Annotated in this window: 17 protein-coding genes; all 17 read left to right on the top strand. The window is 50.8% G+C overall.

The genetic code is table 11. The features are described from left to right. Positions 1-458 precede the first annotated feature (458 nt). The 17 genes from ACM1ND_RS21460 (at position 459) to ACM1ND_RS21380 (ending at position 15,689) form a co-directional block, all read left to right on the top strand. Positions 459-1,397, top strand: coding sequence for a glycosyltransferase family 2 protein (locus tag ACM1ND_RS21460; RefSeq protein WP_418026549.1), 939 nt, complete (start codon positions 459-461; stop codon positions 1,395-1,397). Beyond that, positions 1,394-2,329, top strand: a complete 936-nt coding sequence (locus ACM1ND_RS21455) for a glycosyltransferase family 2 protein (RefSeq protein ID WP_023990115.1) — start codon at positions 1,394-1,396, stop codon at positions 2,327-2,329. Before ACM1ND_RS21460 ends, ACM1ND_RS21455 begins: the two co-directional genes overlap by 4 nt. Further along, positions 2,326-3,126 carry a glycosyltransferase family 2 protein gene (locus tag ACM1ND_RS21450; RefSeq protein ID WP_076264909.1) on the top strand — a complete coding sequence of 267 codons (801 nt, stop codon included), beginning with the start codon at positions 2,326-2,328 and terminating at the stop codon, positions 3,124-3,126. Before ACM1ND_RS21455 ends, ACM1ND_RS21450 begins: the two co-directional genes overlap by 4 nt. Further along, complete coding sequence (locus ACM1ND_RS21445; RefSeq protein ID WP_028541469.1) at positions 3,123-3,854, top strand: sugar phosphate nucleotidyltransferase; 732 nt, start codon at positions 3,123-3,125, stop codon at positions 3,852-3,854. The genes ACM1ND_RS21450 and ACM1ND_RS21445 overlap by 4 nt, the downstream gene beginning before the upstream one ends. A 72-nt stretch (positions 3,855-3,926) precedes the next feature. Beyond that, the gene (locus ACM1ND_RS21440) at positions 3,927-5,387 is read left to right on the top strand and encodes a glycosyltransferase family 2 protein (RefSeq protein WP_418026548.1); all 1,461 of its coding nucleotides are present in this window, start codon (positions 3,927-3,929) and stop codon (positions 5,385-5,387) included. A 119-nt stretch (positions 5,388-5,506) separates the two neighbouring features. Continuing rightward, positions 5,507-5,794 carry a hypothetical protein gene (locus ACM1ND_RS21435; protein ID WP_013311765.1) on the top strand — a complete coding sequence of 96 codons (288 nt, stop codon included), beginning with the start codon at positions 5,507-5,509 and terminating at the stop codon, positions 5,792-5,794. Between the two features lie 29 nt (positions 5,795-5,823). Next, positions 5,824-6,156 (top strand): restriction endonuclease subunit S, encoded by a 333-nt coding sequence (locus ACM1ND_RS21430; RefSeq protein WP_418026547.1) that lies wholly within the window; start codon positions 5,824-5,826, stop codon positions 6,154-6,156. After that, on the top strand, positions 6,156-6,506 hold the full coding sequence (locus ACM1ND_RS21425) for a hypothetical protein (RefSeq protein WP_013311763.1): 351 nt from the start codon (positions 6,156-6,158) through the stop codon (positions 6,504-6,506). Before ACM1ND_RS21430 ends, ACM1ND_RS21425 begins: the two co-directional genes overlap by 1 nt. Beyond that, complete coding sequence (locus ACM1ND_RS21420) at positions 6,454-6,813, top strand: hypothetical protein (protein ID WP_028541471.1); 360 nt, start codon at positions 6,454-6,456, stop codon at positions 6,811-6,813. The genes ACM1ND_RS21425 and ACM1ND_RS21420 overlap by 53 nt, the downstream gene beginning before the upstream one ends. 180 nt (positions 6,814-6,993) lie before the next feature. Next, the gene (locus ACM1ND_RS21415; RefSeq protein ID WP_069080654.1) at positions 6,994-8,085 is read left to right on the top strand and encodes a CgeB family protein; all 1,092 of its coding nucleotides are present in this window, start codon (positions 6,994-6,996) and stop codon (positions 8,083-8,085) included. A gap of 33 nt (positions 8,086-8,118) precedes the next feature. Then, positions 8,119-9,252: a CgeB family protein gene (locus tag ACM1ND_RS21410; protein ID WP_023990108.1), complete on the top strand. Its 1,134-nt coding sequence runs from the start codon at positions 8,119-8,121 to the stop codon at positions 9,250-9,252. A 60-nt stretch (positions 9,253-9,312) separates the two neighbouring features. Beyond that, positions 9,313-10,974 (top strand): glycosyltransferase, encoded by a 1,662-nt coding sequence (locus ACM1ND_RS21405; protein ID WP_339200819.1) that lies wholly within the window; start codon positions 9,313-9,315, stop codon positions 10,972-10,974. A gap of 121 nt (positions 10,975-11,095) precedes the next feature. Beyond that, entirely contained in the window at positions 11,096-12,187 is a 1,092-nt protein-coding gene (wecB, locus tag ACM1ND_RS21400; RefSeq protein ID WP_023990106.1) for a non-hydrolyzing UDP-N-acetylglucosamine 2-epimerase, read from the top strand. Further along, the gene (locus ACM1ND_RS21395) at positions 12,180-13,166 is read left to right on the top strand and encodes a polysaccharide biosynthesis protein (RefSeq protein ID WP_025722608.1); all 987 of its coding nucleotides are present in this window, start codon (positions 12,180-12,182) and stop codon (positions 13,164-13,166) included. Before wecB ends, ACM1ND_RS21395 begins: the two co-directional genes overlap by 8 nt. Continuing rightward, positions 13,163-14,017, top strand: coding sequence for a dTDP-4-dehydrorhamnose reductase family protein (locus tag ACM1ND_RS21390; protein ID WP_076264912.1), 855 nt, complete (start codon positions 13,163-13,165; stop codon positions 14,015-14,017). Before ACM1ND_RS21395 ends, ACM1ND_RS21390 begins: the two co-directional genes overlap by 4 nt. After that, complete coding sequence (locus ACM1ND_RS21385; protein WP_023990104.1) at positions 13,978-14,976, top strand: NAD-dependent epimerase/dehydratase family protein; 999 nt, start codon at positions 13,978-13,980, stop codon at positions 14,974-14,976. Before ACM1ND_RS21390 ends, ACM1ND_RS21385 begins: the two co-directional genes overlap by 40 nt. Continuing rightward, on the top strand, positions 14,973-15,689 hold the full coding sequence (locus tag ACM1ND_RS21380; protein WP_028541477.1) for a glycosyltransferase: 717 nt from the start codon (positions 14,973-14,975) through the stop codon (positions 15,687-15,689). Before ACM1ND_RS21385 ends, ACM1ND_RS21380 begins: the two co-directional genes overlap by 4 nt. The last annotated feature ends 11 nt before the right edge of the window (positions 15,690-15,700 follow it).

Here is a 15,700-nt window from a genome sequence, read left to right as displayed (position 1 = left end):
AAATGGAACATGAAGAGAAATACCGAAGTGTTTTTCATGAAGCGTACGTGAAAAGAGGGTACTGCAATATGAAGCATGTAGCCTAAAAAGGTGACAAACTCCTCCTTTCCTGTCGTATATAAAGAAAATAGAATAATGGTGGATAATGGAAAAAAATGACTTATGCAAAAAAAACAAATGTTGATTTTTTGAACTCCCATCATCTGGCTCTGATATTAGCACAGAGAATGACGGACGAGAAGATCTATGTCACAAATTTATCCAAAATGATTCTTTAGACCCTAATAACTCATTTATTTAATAGGATTAATAAGTTTTGTAAAATAAAGTCGAAAATTGCTGTGTCGAAAAGACTCCACGATTGCCGTTACACACGGCTTTTGGACCGCATAGGTTATGTTGAACTGTCCTAATCATGCTGTCCATCTATACAGCAGGAAGGGAGGTGAGACGGGAGCATGAAGAAGCAGGGAAGAGCTGGATACAAGATCAAACGGAGGCGGCATTCCGGCGCTTACTATCATTCCAAGATGTGGCTGCCGTTACGAATGCCGAACATGCATAAGAATCCGGTAGCCCCTGCCATGAGGGAGGTACTCGACACGGAGAGAGGGGCACAGAGCGGAGAAGAGCGACCATCTGAACTGTCATCAGTGGGAAAGTTTTTCGTATCTGTCATTATCCCGGCCATGAATGAGCAAAAAACAATCGGAGCTGTGATTCGCGAAGCGCGCCGTGTCCATCCACATACAGAGGTTATCGTCGTTGAGAACGGATCACACGATAGAACGGCGAAGGTGGCAGCAGCGGCGGGAGCTCGTGTACTTTCTTTCCCGGAACCGCTCGGACATGATGTTGGCCGTCGTATTGGAGCGGAGGCGGCATCCGGACAGATCCTGCTTTTCCTGGATGGGGATATCGTCATTCCCTGCGTTAGACTCCGGCCGTTTATACACGCCATATGTGCAGGGGCGGATGTGGTGCTGAATGATTACCATGGACCTGTGAATCGTACGCCCGTACATCCTGTAGTGGAGGCAAAGCATGTATTGAATATCTTGTCGAATCGTGCTGATTTAGGGGGAGCATCTATGACTGGCATTCCACACGCCATAAGTCAAAAGGCTCTAAAGGAAATAGGTCTAAAGCCCTTGGAGAAACCTCCTTTATTTCAAGCTATGTCCATCGCCTCCGGGTTAAGAGTGGTGACTGTATATGGAATAGCTGTCGGTAAAATAAATGCGACACGTAAAAAACAGAACGGCAAGGACCCGCTGGCAGATGTAATTGTTCAGGATCATCTGGATGCCATTGCCTGGCTTACATCGCGTCTAGGAACGCGTGCGGGATATACGGATTTGGGGCGCAAACGGATCAGAGACGAGGTGAAACTGTGAGTAGACAGTATCGCAGAGGGAAGCGTGAAGAACCGAGCTGGGGGATCAGACGTGTTCAGCGAAAACGAGGAACGACGACTTCAATGCATAGCCGTAGGGTGAGAAAGCCCACACCTCGGGCGAAAGGAATGACCGAAGTGACTCCGCCTGTGGAACGCGAAGTTCCGGGAGATATTGTGTTACAGGGAACGGCAGCGGCTGTGGTCAGCGCCTGTAATGAAGAGTCAACGATTGACCGGGTACTGGGTGAGCTGGAAAAACTTCCATTTACGGATATCATTGTCGTATTGAACGGCTGCACGGACGGCACGCGCTCCACCGTAGCCAAACATCATCCCAGTGTGACTCTCGTCAACGTGCCGGATCGACTGGGGCATGATGTTGGCCGTGCAGTAGGCGCGCGTATGACGCAGGCTGATATTGTGCTGTTCGTGGACGGAGATTTGCCGATTCCAGCATCTGATTTGTTACCTTTTCTCCACGCGGTGGATCAGGGAACGGATGTTGCGCTTAATGATCTGGGCAGACATTTGCCGCCCTATGCCCAGCAGGACAGCGTGACACGGTGCAAAGCATTCCTGAATCGCGTACTACGCAGGCCGGATCTGGGAGCAAGCTCATTGACTGCCGTACCGCATGCATTATCTCGGCGTTTACTGGATCAGCTTGGCTCAGCCGTGCTTGCCGTACCGCCAAAAGCCCACGCCATGGCAATTCTCCATGGCATGATCGTGGCGGCAGTACATGCTGTCGATGTCATTAAAACAAACCGTAAGCGGACCTTCAATGTTGGCAAAGGGAACGCTATGGAACAGTTGATCGTCGGTGATCATGCAGAGGCACTGACGGCGGTGTTTCAGGTAGCCGGGTATTCCCCGCTCGGGCCTGTTCCAACACGGGTAGACGTTGCCAAAGGGAGGAATGCACAATGAGTCTGACGAGCATCATTATTCCGACTTATAACGGCCTGCATCTGTTAAAGCCGTGCATTGAGGCGATTCGGACACATACGATAGATGCACCGTATGAAATCATTGTTGTGGACAACGCCTCAAATGACGGAACGGATGATTTTTGCGCATCCGAGCGGCTGATCAGCATACGTCTTCCTGAAAACAGAGGCTTTCCAGCAGCATGTAATACGGGGCTCCGGCTGGCTTCCGGTGACCAGTTCGTTATTTTAAACAATGATGTGACGGTTACGCGGGGATGGCTATCGAATATGTTGGCTGCATTGCAGAGCGAAAGCATAGTGGGATTGGTGGGACCGGTGACGAATTACGTCAGCGGTATTCAGCAGATACACGGATTAGAAGGAGATTTGGCCAGTTGTCTGAGATATGCGGAGCAGAATAATGCAAGTAATCCCTCCAGATGGCAGGAGGTCAAGCGGTTGGTCGGATTTTGTTTGTTGTTCCGGCGCGATCTGATGGAACGGATCGGATTGCTGGATGAACGGTTCAGCCCCGGACATTATGAGGATGACGATTATTGTCTACGCGCACGCGTGCATGGCTACAAGCTGCTCATGTGCAACGACTGTTTTGTCTATCACGAGGGGAATGCGAGCTTCTCACGCTCGGAAACTTCCTGGATGGAAGAGCTGATCGAGCGGAACTATCGTTTGTTTATAGAGAAATGGAGTATAGATCCCAGAATGTTCATCGAAACTGGAAACGCTGGGGTTGTATGCACTGAACATGCTGTCGAAGGAGGAAGGAAGATATGAAAGGGGTTATTCTCGCAGGAGGAACCGGATCGCGCCTTCATCCGTTGACTACATTACTCAACAAGCATCTGCTTCCGGTCGGCAAGTATCCCATGATCGTATATGGTATCGAGAGGCTGCGACAGGCGGGGATCACCGATATGCTTATTATTATTGGTAAACAATCGGCCGGACTGTATACCGATTTTTTGGGCAGTGGCAGCGATTATGGTGTCCAACTGACATACCGGATTCAAGAAAAGGCGGGCGGCATTGCGGAAGCACTCGAACTGGCAAGAAGCTATATGCAGGCAGAAGAGAAATTCACTGTTTTGTTAGGTGATAATTTGTTCAAGGAAGACTTGGGACCTGTGATCGAACGGTTCAAGCAACAGCCCCCGGGGAGCGCCAGAGTGTTGTTGAAAAAGGTGGCAGATGCTCGTCGTTACGGGGTACCCGTATTTGATCCTGAGCGCCCGGAGAGCATTATGCGGATTGAAGAAAAGCCACAGCATCCCCAATCCAAATATTGCGTTACGGGTATCTATATGTACGATACTGCCGTGTTCGATAAGATCCGGCAAATTACACCTTCGGCACGCGGTGAGCTTGAGATCACGGATGTTAACAACTGTTATGCCGCTGAAGGCAAGCTGGAATATGATATTTTACGGCGCTATTGGAGCGACGCAGGAACCTTCGATTCCCTCCAGGAAGCTGGAGTGAAAATGAAAGGACTTCTACCCTGATCTCAATGAAACACCATCCGGCCGGGCCAGGCATATAGTATAGGCATAATGCCACCCGGAGGAGTGAACGGCATGAAACGCCTGAATATGCAAAGGAAACACAGCAAGCGGCTCGGAAAGAAAGGCTATTGGTCAGGATTTAAAAGGGGCCAGGAGCAAGGCAACAGGTTGGGCCAGGCTTCGTTCGGCAAGGTTTTTGAAGGCGTCAGTATTATCATTCCGTCCTGCAATCAGCTTCAACAGCTCCGTGCATGCATTCACCGTATTGAGGAGAATACGAGCCATCCTCACGAAATTATTGTGGTGGACTGCGGCTCGACGGACGGGACATCCACCTATTTGCTCCGTAAAAGCATCGCTGTGCGTTATGCGCTGTTAAAAAAGGATGTTCAAATGATAGGTAGCCTGAATCAGGGGCTGATGATGGCAAAAGGCACAACTATTGTGGTACTGGATCAAAACTCCATGGTGACCCCCGGCTGGTTGGATCGGTTGTTAGCGTGTTTATACAGCGATCCGCGTATCGGTGTTGTTGGGCCTGTAACGAATGGTCCATTCGAAGAACAGCAGATTGAGGTTCCTTATATGAACGAAAATGGAGCACGTCAATTTGCCATGACCTACAATATGCCTAACCCGGATGCATGGCGAGAGACCGAAAGCTTAGCCGGATTTTGTTTATTGCTGCGCAGAGAGACACTGGAAAAAACGGGCTACTGGGACGGAGGCTGCCACAGTACTCAGGAAGCCCATGCAGATTGGCTGCTGCGTGTGCGTTTGTTGGGGATACGTATGGCAATTGCCGGCGATGCTTTTATCCATTATGAGGAAAGAGATCGGGATACGGTGTATGGTTTTCCTCAAACGACCGAAAAAAGCGGTTCAATGGAGGAAAGCAGCCGGAACCGATCCTTTTTTGTACAAAAGTGGGGGGACGCGGATAAGCTGTTCCACAACCTGAAATTCAGTACAGCGGAGACGGACGGCCAGATATCAACAGGTAAGGAAACACACGTATCAGCGGCAAGCTTTTATCCCATCGGAGCGGTTGTTCAGGGACCGTCTGGAGCAGTATTTCGGTTAGAGCCGGGAAGAAGGCGGTATCTGCATGGAGTCAGTGCTGCGGGAGGTGAAAATGTGCGCCCTGTTAGAGTGTCTCAGCTGGATTTGTTGGTGCTTCCCTTGGTAGGGAAGCCGGAGGCCACAGTTTCCGGCAGCATTGATGCACCTGTAGCTGAGCCGCCAGAGGAACCTATTCCTGTACTGGCGGCTCCCGATCTGGAGAACATGTCCATGCTGCCCACACTGAATATACCGGCTCAACGCAAGCGATGGATCGAGGTATTGTATGCTGAGGGCGGGCAACTGTATCAAATCGGTAACGGCTGGAAAAGGCCGTTCCTTACCCTGTACGCTGCGATGAGCTGGCGGGCAGAGGACTACCGAATTCAGTTTTTGTCTCCCGGAGATTTGTCGGCTTTGGTGGAGAAGCAGCCTATTATTGCTCCACCAGTGCTGCACGGGCATCTGTAATGATCTGAATAGGCGCTTTTAGGCGGAACCGACTACTCGCTGCGGCATACGCTGTAGTAGCGGAAAGCCCGTAGGTAATTCGTGCGTTCCGCACGGCGGAGCACATAAAGGAGGGGCTTATGCATAACGAGTTAGATGATTTGCTGATCCACATTTCGCACTCGCAGCAGCAGATGTCAAGGTTGTTGGATGCGGAACGTCAGGTGGTTGTGCGCATGGCGCAGATCATACATGAACTGCCAGATGAGGAGCCGCGTTTTGATGGAATTCCGGGCATTCTCGACAGCTCGGGACAAGTAAACAAAAGCATTGTGGCCTATCTGAACGGTATTGCCGATCTTCAGGAAGCAATGGCTGAAATGCTCGTTCGTGTCGTGAAGGAAACGGCATACCCGGAAGAGGAGTAACGTAACAACCGAGGGCAGGGAGTGAACACATGAGTAGGGAAAAAGCAATGATTCACATGCTGGACGCAGCCTCCAAAATGCAGCGGAATGTGTCTATGATTCTGGAGGCCAAGGCGGTCGAAGCAGAAAAAGTGCGTAATTGGGCGCTGAACCATCTGGCGCCCCACGCCTTTGAAACCGATGAAGAACAGCTGGGACGACCTTTGGAGATTCACGAGCAAATGGTGGAAATGCTGGAGGGATTAACGCGGCTTCAGGCTGGACTTTGCAGCAATCTCAAAGCATTGCTGGATCAGGATGAGCAGCAGGGTGGCGGCATGGAAGGGATGATGGGAGGAATGGGCTCGGGGGATATGAACTAATGAGCATGAGGCGTGAACGTGAGATCAAGCTGGATATGATGGAGTCTATTGCTGCCAGCCAGCACGCCGTTGCTCGGATGCTGACCAGTCTTGCGGACTTGACGCCCCATGCGGATATGTCGGCTACCCGTCTGGAAGAAACCATTCGTATACTCAGCAACTACCAGGGAGAAATCACGCAAATGTTGGCGGGTATTCCATTAAGACGACAGGTATATGGGAAACCGACTAAGCCGTGGCTCCATGTGCCTGTTCAGAAAAATGAAACCACCACGAGAAAGCAAAGGAGGAATGAAAATGAGTACAAGGTGGGAACGCGCCACTCGGGACAAAGCCCGCAAAAGACGTAAAGATGCCCGGCGTTCCAGCATGCGGAGATTAAAACGGAGAAGAAGACGTCTCCTTGCTCTAAGACGCCGTAAAAGAGGACTTCATTCTGCACGTAGAAGACATCCTCTTTTGCGGCGGCGGAAAAAACCTCAAGCTAACCCGGCGGCAGCCCCTTCTGCGGACAATCCACAGCCCGGGACTGTTGTATTGGAGCATGATCCGCAGGCATTTCAGCAGGGATATGATGCAGCTTACAACGAGGGTTTCAATTCAGGCTTTGCCAAAGGTTATGAAGATGGACACCAGCTCGCTTACAAAGCTCAGTAAACTGTGCAAATCATCTATTACTGTTCTCCCCCGAAGCTAACAGCTTTGGGGTTATTTGCGGTTCGGCAGTTGGACGGGCAAACGCCAATTTTGTCCGGGCAGTGGCAGTCGTCCATGATGCGTTTGACCCCTCCGCATATAGTTTAGGAGTGACAGAAGTTTATCCCACAACAGGACAGGGTGAAGGATGTGAACGATCAACAAAGCGGAAATGAACGCGAAGCGTACCGATGCGGCTATCGGGAAGGACGCAGAATGGGCGGTTGCACGGCTGCTCTGTCACAGGTCGTGGCAATACAGCCTGCTGTTCGTCATTTGAAAGTGTTATATATTCCGCAAGGTTTCGCAGCTATAGACACAGGTGTGCAAGAGGCATTAGGTCAAATATGCAGCTCATGCGCCATCGGTACGCCTGCTACGATGCTAGCTGACGCCGAGGCTCAACGTCCAGACCTCGTGCTGGTCATGAACGGGCTGCATGTTTTTCCGGCGGATCATCTGGAGCAGGTACAGCAAATACGAGCCCTAGGCATTCGGACGGCTATATGGTTTGTAGATGATCCTTACTTTACGGAGGATACGGCGTTGATCTGTCAATCCTACGATGTCGTATTTACGCACGAAATTTCTTGCCTGCCGTTTTATCGCGATCAGGGAGTAACGAGGGTTCACTATTTGCCGCTGGCTGCGTCAACTCGTATCTTTTATCCCCGGCGGGTAGAGCGGGAACATCAGCATGATATTTGCTTCATTGGAAATGCCTTCTGGAACCGTGTGAAGCTGTTCGACTACCTTGCTCCCTTCTTGGCGGACAAAAGAGTGCTGATCGTAGGTGGGCACTGGGATCGGCTGACCCGGCGGGATGTGCTGGAACGCTTTATCCGTCCAGGTTTTATGGAGCCGGAAGAGACCGCTCAATATTATAACGGCTCCAAAATTGTCATCAATATGCACCGCCCGACAGACCCCGGACTGGATAATCGGAATACACACCAGCTTTCAGCGGAGTCCATCAATCCTCGGACATACGAAATTTCTGCTTGCGGCACGCTTCAAATGACGGATATTCGGAAGGATTTGAGCCGTTATTACCGACCAGGCTATGACATTGAAACCTTCTCTGGAGCAGAGGAGCTGAAAGTGAAGCTGGACTACTATCTCAAGCATGACTGGGAACGCGAACGCATGGCCTGGCGCGCATTGCACACGACTATGCAAAAGCATATGTACTCCAATCGCATGGAAGAACTGCTGGACAAGGCGATGGCCTAAAGTAAACACCATAAACAGTGAGGAGTGAAAGTGATGACGATATCTACGACAGGACCGTATGACCCGGCTGTTCACCAGACGGCGGCAGCCTCCTGGGAAAGGGGGAGAATTGCGGGAGTGCATGACGGATACGACGAAGGATATCTGCGCGGACGTGCTAACGCAATTGTTGGGCGGATGAAAGCAGTTTTCCCTTTTCGACAAATCCATGTACTGTATGTCGTCTCCGGCAAAGGCCTTCCGTATTCTCCGCTGGATGAGGCGGTCATTACCACGTTGCAAAGCATGACGGCTCAGGTTACCGTAACAGACCCACGTCAGCCGGTAGGAGATATTGCCGCTCAGCTCCGTCCGAATCTGATGCTGGCACTGGATGGAATGGATCTTCCGTTGGAGCAGGTTACTGCGGTACGCCAGTTGGGCATCCCCACCGCCATCTGGCTAACGGACGATCCGTATTACACCGACACGACGACCAAAATCGTTACGAATTATGATTATGTGTTCACGTTAGAAATGAACTGCCTGGAGCTGTACCGCCAGTTGGGTTGCACGTCTGTGCACTATTTGCCCTTTGGGGCATTTCTGACTCACTATTTCCCACTCAGCTCGCCCGCTTCGGTACGACGTGAGATTGGGTTTACAGGCTCAGCCTACTGGAACCGCATCTATTTCTTCAATCCGATTATGCCTCAGCTCATGGCCCGTAACATTAAAATCAACGGAATCTGGTGGGATCGTCTCCCGGATTATCAGTCGTATGGTGACAAAATTGAGCTGGGTCGCTGGATGTCTCCGGTCGAGACCAATGATTCGTATAACGGCAGCAAAATCGTAATTAATCTTCATCGTTCCCATCAGGATGATTCGGTGAACAACAACTCACTGAAAATTCCAGGGGCTTCGCCCAACCCGCGCACGTTTGAAATTTCTGCCAGTGGCACGTTGCAACTGACAGATACAAGAGATGATCTGGCTCGTTTTTACAAGCCGGGGGAAGAGATAGAGACCTACAGCTCTCAGCAGGAACTGCTGGAGAAGGTTGAGTTTTATTTAACGCATGAAAAAGAGCGCCATGAGATTGCCCTGCGTGCTCTGGAACGAACCCTGCGGGAGCACACCTATGGTCACCGGATTGACCAACTGTTATCGGTCATATTTCCATAAGGTGATTCACACGTCCGATGGTTGCTATTTTAAAGGAGGTGAACTCCGATCAAGCCGAAAATGATGCTATTCAGCCATGTTAGCAACGTCCGCAGTATTACGGGGGCAGAGAAACTGTTATTGCAATTTTGTCTAGACATGCGTACGTACTTCGATTGTATTCTCGTAACGCCTGGTGAAGGGCGGCTGACCTCAATGGCCCGCAAGCGCGGAATCACCGTTCTGACACAGAACCTGTTCATGCTGCATGGCATGTATACCCCATATGAGGGATTGGCGCAGGATGCGGAGAATTTGCGGACCCATGTGGCGTATGCACCGTTGTTCCAGATGCTTCGGCATGCTCGACCTGATGTGGTGCTGGTCAATACCTGTGTGAACGTCATGCCTGCAATGGCTGCCCAAGAGCTTAATATTCCAGTGATCTGGAAAATAACAGAGGTCATTAACCAGAATGCGCATACGCCAGTTTCTGTTTCTATCATTGAGCGCTATAGCCAATGGGTCATCGGCATTTCGCAAGCTGTAATGCGTCCTTTGCATGGTGGGGGACTGACACGTCCGCATACGGTGTTGTCTCCCTGCCGGGATATGGATATGCCGTCTCCCAAAGAGCATGTGCTGGAACGGAGAAGGAAACGTGAAAAACTGGGGCTGCGGGATTTTCATATTTGCATTGGTTATATTTCTTCCTTTATCTACGAAGCCAAAGGGCTGTTACCTTTTGTCCAAATGGCTCTAAAGCTGTGCGAAACCAATTCGCGGTGTCGTTTCTGGATCATCGGCAGCTCGGTGGACTCGGAATATTACGTAAAATGTGTCTCTTTAATCCGCCAATCTCGTTATAGCCGCCGCTTCCAGTTCAATTCATTCGAGGAATCCGTGTCAACGGCCTATAGCGCAATGGATATTGTTGTGATCCCAAGTATGGTGGAGGAAGGCTTTGGCCTGACCGCCCTGGAAGGGCTAGTTTACGGTAAGCCCGTGGTAGCCTTTGCGCAGGGTGGACTTGTGGAATTGATGGAGGCGACGGGAAATACAGATTTTTTGGTTGAGCCGGGCAACAGCGACATGCTGGCGCAAAAAGTGAGCTATCTGCTCGATCATCCCGAGGAAGTGGAACGGATTGGTGTGCGTAACAACAGTGCGGCTACACGTGTATACGGACCTGATTCCTACCGAAGCAGTCTACACCTCATGGTCAGTCAATGGGTATGTCATCATCCGCATTGGTTCCCGTTGATTCAGCAGCCAGGTGGACCAGTATGGACGAGGGAAGGCGAAGGACTGCGTCAGGTCACTGCTATACCGGAGGGATATACCAGCACGATTCGAGAATTTCCCGAATCGGTGGTGTGTCAACTGCCTGTGCTGGGTCTGCCGCCAATCGAATATGCAGCCATTCAGGGCTTGCCACAACCACCATCCCCTTTACCTGAGTCACCGCCCGAATTGCTCCGCGGCAAGCGTAGTGTTCGGGCGAGATGGCCAAAGGGCCGCAAGCGTACCAGATTGCGGAATCGCAGGTATAAGAGAAGCGGCGGCAAGAGTCGCCTCAAGAAAATTCACGGGTCCCCGTTGTCGAAGGGACTTTATCCGAAAACCAAGTCCAGACAGAAGCTCAAGCGAAAATTCAAGCACCGGTCACGACGGCACAACGCGCACAAGCAGAAGCGAGTCACACTCAAGGCTGGACAGCATACAAAACAACGGTCCGGGTGAATCTACGCCGGACCGTTGAGATGAACGTTAAGCTGGAGCACAGCCAGTCTGCTGGATGGCTATCATTCATTGAACGCCACAATTCAATGAAACAACGACAGCAAAGGTGGGTTCCAAAACCATGAAAATATTGACCGTGCTCGGCACAAGACCGGAAATTATACGGCTCAGCCTGATCATTCCGAAGCTGGACCGCCATGCAGATGAACATGTGCTTGTGCATACGGGCCAAAATTACACCGAAAGCCTGAGCGGGCAGTTCTTTCGCGAGCTGGGACTGCGTGCCCCGGATTATGTACTTCAGGAGAAAGCGGGGACACTGGGCAAACAGTTGTCCGTCATGTACTCGCAGATGGAGGATATTTTAAACAAGGAACGCCCTGATCATGTGTTATTGCTCGGTGATACGAACAGCGCCTTATGTGCCTTGCTTGCGGAACGTATGGGTTACCCGGTCGTGCATATGGAGGCGGGGAACCGCTGTTATGATCTGGATGTGCCGGAGGAGAAGAATCGGCGTGTCATTGATGCAATATCTAGCATTAATATGCCTTATACGGAGCAAAGCAAGCAGCACCTACTACGTGAAGGCTTTCCAAGTCAACGAATTATACTGACTGGAAATCCGATCTACGAAGTGATGCAGCACTATAAGAAAGAGGTATCGGGCAGTGGAATTTTGAAAAAGTTGGGACTGTCGCCGGGAGAATATTTCCTGGTCACTGCCCACAGAGCTGAAAATGTGGACCATCCACCGCATTTGCTGGCTATTTTAGATGGTCTTAACCGGGTAGCCCAGCAGTTCGGGCAGCGGGTCATTTGCAGTATTCATCCCCGCACTGCCGCCCGAATCGCAAGCCATCCGCCGATCCAGCTTGACCCGCTAGTGGAATTTCACGAACCGTTCGGTTTTTTTGACTTCGTTCTGCTGGAGCGGCATGCCCGCTGCGCTTTGACGGACAGTGGTACCGTACAGGAAGAATGCTGTGTCATGGGGGTACCGACGGTTACGATGCGCCGGACGACCGAACGGCCGGAAACGGTAGATTGCGGCAGCAATATCGTGTCTGGTCTTGATGGCGAGGTTATAGCAAACGCGGTAGCCATAATGACCGGGATGACCCATAAGTGGCAATGTCCTGCGGGCTATCTGGCGGAAGATGTGTCGGATAAGGTAGTTAAATTTCTGCTTGGAGGGAAACGGCATGTTTGAAAACCAACGTATCTTGGTTACCGGCGGTACCGGCTCCTGGGGGCATGAGCTGGTTGCCCAGTTACTGCCGCGTAACCCCAAAGAGGTCATTATCTTTTCACGTGGAGAATCCAGTCAGGTTGCCATGAACAGGCAGTTTGAGGATGAACGACTCAGCTTCTGTATTGGAGATATTCGGGATAAGGATGCGCTGACTACCGCTTGTCAAGGAGTGGACTATGTATTTCATTTGGCAGCGCTCAAGCACGTTCCCGTCTGTGAGGATCAGCCCTATGAGGCACTCAAAACCAATGTCGTAGGCACCCAAAACGTGATCGAGGCCGCTGTTGCCAATCAGGTAAAGAAAGTCATTTATATATCGACTGACAAGGCCGCAAATCCATCTAATTTTTACGGCATGACGAAGGCGATTGGAGAAAAACTGATTGTTTACGCCAATCTGCTGAATAGCGATACACGTTTCGTGACGGTGCGCGGCGGTAATGTTTTGGGCACAAACGGAAGCGTGGTGCATCTGTTCCAAAGCCAGATTCGCCAAAAGGGCAAGGTTTCGATCACAGACATGAACATGACCCGCTTCTTCCTGACCTTGCGTGATGCGATCAGTCTCCTGTTCAAAGCCTCGGTGGAAAGTGTCGGCGGGGAAATTTTTATTATGACCATGCCAACCTGCCGTATTGTGGATTTGGCTGAGGTGCTCATTGAGGATTCAGGTGTGGAAAACGTAGAAATTGTAGAAAAAGGTGTGCGTCCCGGCGAGAAAATTCATGAAATTCTGATGAGTGACTTTGAAAGCCTGACGACGGTAGTCTATGACGAGCAATATTTGGTTATTCTCCCAACGCTGAATATTCCTCAATTAAAGGACCGCTATACTCAGTGCCCTCCGGTGTCGTTCAGCAGCTTTAGCTCGGAGTTCAATTTGATGTCCAAAGAGGAGATTCGCAGCATTCTCCAAAGCGGGGGGTTCATCAAATGAAGCTGCTTATTTTGGGTGGTAACGGCATGGCGGGCCATGTTCTGGTTAAGTATTTCCAAAACCAGAGCGGGTATAACGTGTTCTACACCACCCGTGATCCCGAAAATAAAGGCGGTCTGCTGCTGGATGTAAAGGACAGCTTTATGGTGGAGCAGCTGGTACGGAGTGTACGGCCAGACGTTATTATTAACGCGGTAGGCGTACTGAATCAGCATGCCGGGGAGAATCAGATCGCAGCATACCAAATCAATGGATTGCTGCCACATCTTCTCCGGCGAACAGCGGACAGTATCGGTGCCCGACTGATTCATATCAGCACGGATTGCGTATTCGAGGGAAATCGGGTACCAGGTTTATATAAAGAGACGGATCAACCCGATGGGACAAGTGCCTATGCTTTGACGAAAATACTCGGAGAAGTAAAGGCAGCAGGACATTTGACTATCCGTACCTCCATTATCGGGCCGGAAATTCGGCCGGGAGGCATTGGTCTGCTGCACTGGTTCTTGCAGCAGAGCGGAGACGTTAACGGGTATCGCCGGGTCTTTTGGAACGGGGTTACGACGCTGGAATTAGCGAAGGCGATACAGGTGCAGATGAATGAGCCGCTGGACGGACTCATTCATCTGGTTCACCCTGAACCGATCAGCAAGCATGGTTTGCTGCTGCTGTTCAAAGACATCTGGAATAGGGAGGATATTCGGATCGTGCCGAAAGATGAGCCGGTGCAGGACCGGACGCTTCGTTCTACCCGGGCCGATCTGCTCTACGATGTTCCTCACTACAGCATCATGCTGAAGGAGCTGCTGGAATGGACGGAAGCACAGCGGAACAACGTCGGCCTGTCATAGTCATTACCGGAGCGGCGGGCTATACCGGGATGCATGCCTGCCGCCATTTTGCAAAGCTCGGCTGGGAGGTAGCGGCGCTGACTCGCACTGTCGCTTCAGTCTCAGAACTGATCTTATTGGCTCGCGATGATGAAAATAACAGTCCAGAGGCGGAGACCCGTAACTGTATTACGCCTTATGTGTGTGACTTGCTCGACAAGAAACGTCTGGGCGAAGTCATTAGACAGATTGCACCGGATTATGTGCTTCACCTGGGTGGTAAAAATTCCGTCCCTGAATCTTGGCAGAGTCCCTTGCTATACATGGAATCCAATGTACTGTCCACCCTGTATCTGCTCGATGTACTGCGACCTTTCCCCAAAGCCAGAATTGTCGTGGCGGGCTCTCGGCTAAAGACGGCTTTGCAGGCTCCGTATCATCCAACTCATCCATACAGCCTTAGCAAAAGCCTTCAAGAGGCAGTCGCGCTCTCGTGGGGCGCGCTGTTCGAACAATCCGTCATGCTGGCAGAGCCTTGCAACTTGATCGGTCCGGGTCCATCTACCGGATTTTGTGCATTACTCGCGGGGTATATCGTTCAGACGGAACGTCTGGAGGGGCAGTCCGTAACTGAAACTGCCCCGTTCAGGGTATCTTCCCGACATGCGCAACGTGATTTCCTCGACGTTCGTGATGCCGTTCGCGCATACGGTGTGCTATTGGAACAGGGGGTGCCAGGCCAAGTTTACTCGGTCTGCACAGGCCGCATTGTGGAACTGGGCAATATCGTGGAACGTATGGTTGCGCTGGCCAAAACATCTATTCCCATACAATGGGGGGATGTGGAAGAGTCAGCATCCACCGAGGCATATCGTGCGAAAGAGCTGGAGGATATGGGCTGGAAGCCGACCATACAGCTGGGGCAATCTCTGGAGGATATGATTCAATACCGCCGAGCTGGAAAGGAAGGAACGATATGAGACCAAAAGTAACAATCGTCATTCCCTTTTATAACTGTGCCTATGTGGATCAGGCTTTGCAAAGTGCACTAGAGCAAACTTATGGGCCCCTCGAGATTATTGTCGTCGATGACGGGTCCACGGAACATGTTGATATGCTTCAGGCCTATCTTCCGTATATACATTATTTGGGCAAATCCAACGGTGGAACAGCCAGCGCCCTGAATCATGGTATCCGACATGCCAGCGGGGAATATATTGCCTGGCTCAGCTCCGACGATACCTATCATAGGGACAAAATTAATAATCAGGTTTCTTTTATGGTGGAAAACGGTGCGTACATCTCCCACACCAATTTCAATTTCATCAATCAATACAGCCAAGTCACAAGTTATCAGGCAGCCGCCGTGTTTCCGTCTATGACGGAGTTTTACCGTTTTTTTCAGCAAGGAAATCCGGTTAATGGATGCACGGTTATGTTTAAAAAGGAGCTGTTTGCACATATCGGTTTGTTTGATGAACTGCTACCGTACACACATGATCTGGATATGTGGTACCGAGTAATGATAGCGGGATATCCATTTCCTTTTCTGAACGAGTCCTTGGTTAACTACCGCTGGCATGATGAAATGGGAACCAAAAAACATTGGCCCGCTGTGGAGCGGGAGTACAACATAACCCAAGCGCGTTATCGAGATCGCTTCAGTCAGGTATTGAGCGGTTTATCCTCATGAAGCCGAAAGTC

Source organism: Paenibacillus sp. JJ1722 (assembly GCF_048282685.1).
GTDB lineage: Bacteria > Bacillota > Bacilli > Paenibacillales > Paenibacillaceae > Paenibacillus > Paenibacillus polymyxa_B.
The sequence above is the reverse complement of the archived record's forward strand: the minus strand, read 5'-3'. Positions and strand labels throughout refer to the sequence as shown.